Raw genomic sequence first — 3,744 nt, 5'->3', positions numbered from 1 at the left:
GGCTGGCCGGGGTCCTCAGGCACCGACGATTTCCTCGGTCGTGGTCAGGTACCGGCATGTTTGAATGACGGTGTGGTTTCCGCTGCGTCGTCACCGCCGGCCGGTGAGCGGCGGTCATCCGGCCCCCCCGCCGGAGGCGGGCCGGGCTGCGCGCCACCGGTGGGGACGAGCGGGGCGACGCCGGCTCATCGTGATGCTGTTCGCGGTGGTCCTGGCAGGTTTCACCGCGCTTACCCTTCGGTTGTTCGTATTCCCGGCCGCCGACGTGCCCGTTCAGGCGGACGCCATCGTCATGTTGGCGGGTCCGGGGGACAGAACCGGCAAGGCGATCGAACTGGCCCGTACCGGTTACGCTCCCGTCCTCGTGATGTCTACCCCCGGGATGCGGTGGTGCTCCGCCCACGAGGCACCGAAGGTGAAGGTGATCTGCTTTTCTCCGCACCCGGTGACCACTCGGGGCGAGGCGCGGGCAACCGCTGAGCTCGCCGCCCGACATGGCTGGACCAGGATCCTCTTCGTCACCGGCCGCGCGCAGGACACCCGCGCCCGTGTCCGCATCAGCCGCTGCTTCCACGGTGATCTGCGGGTCACTGTGGTCGGCCCGCGTCGCCTCCGGGAATGGCCTTATGCGATCGCCTACGAATGGGGCGCCCTCGCAAAGGCACTGATCTGGCAGCGGAGCTGCTGACCCCGAGGAGCCGACCGGGGACCGGGTGGGAATGCTGGCCCGCGTTGCGAGGACCCGGAATGCGCCAGAAACGCCACCGGCCCGCGGTCGGATAACCAACCGAACGACAACCCGTCGTCTAGGGTGAGGCAGGAACTGGCGGCCGGGGCCACAGGAACTGGCGGCCGGGGCCAGTTGGCACGATCAGCGTTACGGCCGACGGCCGGACCACCACTGCCGACACAGATTACCTGGGTCACAGATTACCTGGGTCTGGAGAAGGAAATGGGCGTCGACGTCTCGATCCTGATCGTCTCCTACAACACCGGCGCCATGACGGCGGCATGCCTGGAGTCCTGTGTAGCCGCGTCCGACGGTCTAGCGACCGAGATGATCGTCCTGGACAACGCCTCCACGGACGACTCTGTCTCGATCATCCGTGGTCGGTTTCCCGCGGTGAACCTGATCGAGCAGAGGACGAACCTCGGCTTCGGCCGGGCGGTCAACCTCGCGGCCTCCCACGCGAAGGGGGAGTACCTGCTCCTCCTCAACCCCGACACGGTGGTGCTCCCCGGCGCGGTCGCGAACCTGCTGGACTTCGCGCGGGCCAACCCGAGGCACGGCATCTACGGCGGTCGCACCCTCGGTCCGGACCGGACCATCGACCCCAGGTCGTGCTGGGCTGTCCCGACCGTCTGGAGCCATGTGTGCTTCGGCCTCGGACTGTCCACCGCCTTCCGGCGTTCGGCCCTGTTCGATCCCGAATCAATGGGACCGTGGCCTCGCGACACGGTTCGGGCCGTGGGGGTGGTGACGGGCTGCCTGTTGCTCATCCCACGCGCGCTGTTCGAGCAGCTCGGTGGCTTCGACCCCCGTTTCTTCATGTACGGCGAGGACGTCGACCTGTCGATCCGGGCCCGCCGAGCCGGCCTGGATCCAGTGATCACACCCGGCGCGGTCGTGGTTCACCATGGCGGTGCGTCCTCCGCCGGATGGGCGGACAAGCACGTGCTGGTGATGACGGGCAAGGTGACACTGGCGCGGACCCATTGGACCGGGTGGCGCCGGACGGTGTGTCTGGCGATGCTGCTCCTCGGGGTGGCGCTGCGGGCGGCCCTCGCCACGGTAACCGGCCGGCCGGCCGGCGCCGGGAGCGGCGGCTGGCGCGTCGTCTGGACTCGGCGGGCCGACTGGCGGGCCGGCTATCCGCCCCTTCCGCCAGCCTAGAATGCGCCGGACCGCCGCAGAACGGCGCGAACAGTCCGGGCGATGATGGCGAGGTCGAGCATGATCGACCAGTTCTCGACATAGTAGAGGTCGAGCCGCACCCCGTCCCGCCAGGGCAGTTCTGAACGCCCATTTACCTGCCACAGTCCGGTCAGGCCGGGCTTGACCTTGAATCGACGGTGGACGGAGTCGTGATATTGAGCGACCTCTGCCGGCAGCGGCGGCCGCGGCCCCACCAGCGACATCTCGCCGCGGAGGACGTTGACGAGTTGCGGCAGCTCGTCGATCGACAGGTGCCGTAGCGTCCGTCCGACCCGAGTGACGCGGGGGTCGTCGCGAATCTTGAAAAGTGGCCCGTCAGCCTCGTTGCGCTCCTCCAGGGCTGCCCGGCGCCGTTCGGCGTCCACGTACATCGTCCGGAACTTGAGGATCTGGAACTCGCGGCCGTCCTTACCCACCCGGGTCTGGCGAAACCACGCCGGTCCGGTGCTGTCGACCCGGATGGTCAACGCGACGAGAAGCAGCAGCGGAGACAGGGTAACGAGGGCCATGGCGGCAAGGATTCGGTCGAAGATGTCTTTGGCGACCTTTCGCCAACCGGTATAGACCGGGCTTTCCACGTGTAGCAGGGGGAGACCTGCGATCGGCCGCAGGGACACCCGCGGTCCGGCGATTCCGGCCATACTCGACGCGATGACGAGATCGACACCGGTCCCCTCGAGGTCCCAGGCGATCCGCTTGGCGGCTTCGATGTTGACCGCCGCGGATGAGGCGACCACCACCGTGTCGGCTATGGCGCGGGCGACGGCGGACCGCAGCGCCGGCAGGGCACCGAGGACGGGAAAGGGAAAATAATCGGCCGAGTAGTCGTCCTGCCGGGGTAGGCATGCGCCGACGATCTCGAATCCGGCCGCGGGTTCATATCGGAACTCGCTGACGAGTTCGGCCACCGTGCTACGGTCACCGACGACGACAACCCGGTGGCGGGCACGGCCGGCCCGCCGAGCCGCCACCAGCCGCCGGCGGGCGAGCATCCGACCGGTAATCAGCAGCAGCAGCCCCAGCGGCAGGACCACCAGACAGAACCCGCGAGCGACTTCTGCGCGCAGGACGTAGGAGAGGATCGCCGTCGTGCCCCACAGTCGGAACGTCGCGACGCTGATCCGCCGGTATTCCTCGGTTCCGATGCCCAGATATTTCGTCTGATAGGTATCGGCGGCGCCGAGCATGGCGAGCCAGCCCAGTCCGATACCTATCGCGACGGAGAGATATGACGCCCCGTGGACGGTTGGGTTCGAATTCATGCCGAACCGGAGGACATAGGAACAGGTAAGCGCGACCGTGATTGCCGTGGCATCGATGATGAAGATTCTGGCGGTCAGCCGGACCTTCCACTCCGGCGGCCCGGCTGCCGGCGGCTCTGGTTGCCGTTGTTGCGGAATAGCCGGGATGGTTGTGTCCCGGGGCGTGGCCGCCACCGACGAGAGCATCGCGGGGTCCTCGTCCCGCCCTCCGGTTGAGTCAGGCACCTCGGGCCTTCGTCGTGCGGTTTCCCCGGCCTTGGCCATATCGGTTGTTCTCCGCTCCATCGGATGGCAGTGGGTGTTCATAGTTGCTGCTGGGTTGGACCTGGAACGATCCGCTCCCGTAGCCGGCGAAGGTGAGCCAGTCGGTGAGCAGCCCCAGCGACCCGCCGGTCGTGGCGAACGTACGCACCTCAGTGGTCGCGCGTCCAGAACCCCGTCTGGACGCGTATCGCCGCCGCGTCCTCGTCTAGGCTTGTCTTCCGCACGTGCGTGCGATGAGCCAGCTGCTTGATCTCTTGTTCGGATCACGTCGGGGCGACCCCG

The 3,744-nt window shown here is 67.7% G+C and carries 3 protein-coding genes; 2 read left to right on the top strand and 1 reads right to left on the bottom strand.

All coding sequences use genetic code 11. From position 1 onward, the window contains the following. Positions 1-64: 64 nt before the first annotated feature. Together AC08OJ_RS19170 and AC08OJ_RS19165 are read left to right on the top strand one after the other, a co-directional pair. Positions 65-688, top strand: a complete 624-nt coding sequence (locus AC08OJ_RS19170; RefSeq protein WP_476596462.1) for a YdcF family protein — start codon at positions 65-67, stop codon at positions 686-688. Positions 689-952: 264 nt separating this feature from the next. Then, positions 953-1,894, top strand: coding sequence for a glycosyltransferase family 2 protein (locus AC08OJ_RS19165; RefSeq protein WP_476594671.1), 942 nt, complete (start codon positions 953-955; stop codon positions 1,892-1,894). On the opposite strand, the gene AC08OJ_RS19160 is transcribed toward AC08OJ_RS19165, so the two are convergent. Then, positions 1,891-3,423 (bottom strand): sugar transferase, encoded by a 1,533-nt coding sequence (locus tag AC08OJ_RS19160; protein WP_476596461.1) that lies wholly within the window; start codon positions 3,421-3,423, stop codon positions 1,891-1,893. The genes AC08OJ_RS19165 and AC08OJ_RS19160 overlap by 4 nt on opposite strands. Positions 3,424-3,744: the final 321 nt, after the last annotated feature.

It is taken from the genome of Frankia sp. CgKIO3 (assembly GCF_977946435.1).
Note: the sequence above shows the minus strand (reverse complement) of the source record. Positions and strands in the feature narration are given on the sequence as shown.

What these genes read in the sequence shown, in the direction of transcription:
- AC08OJ_RS19165 (WP_476594671.1), top strand. Translation starts at nt 953, where the DNA reads ATGGGCGTCGACGTCTCGATCCTGATCGTCTCCTACAACACCGGCGCC.
- AC08OJ_RS19170 (WP_476596462.1), top strand. Translation starts at nt 65, where the DNA reads ATGACGGTGTGGTTTCCGCTGCGTCGTCACCGCCGGCCGGTGAGCGGC.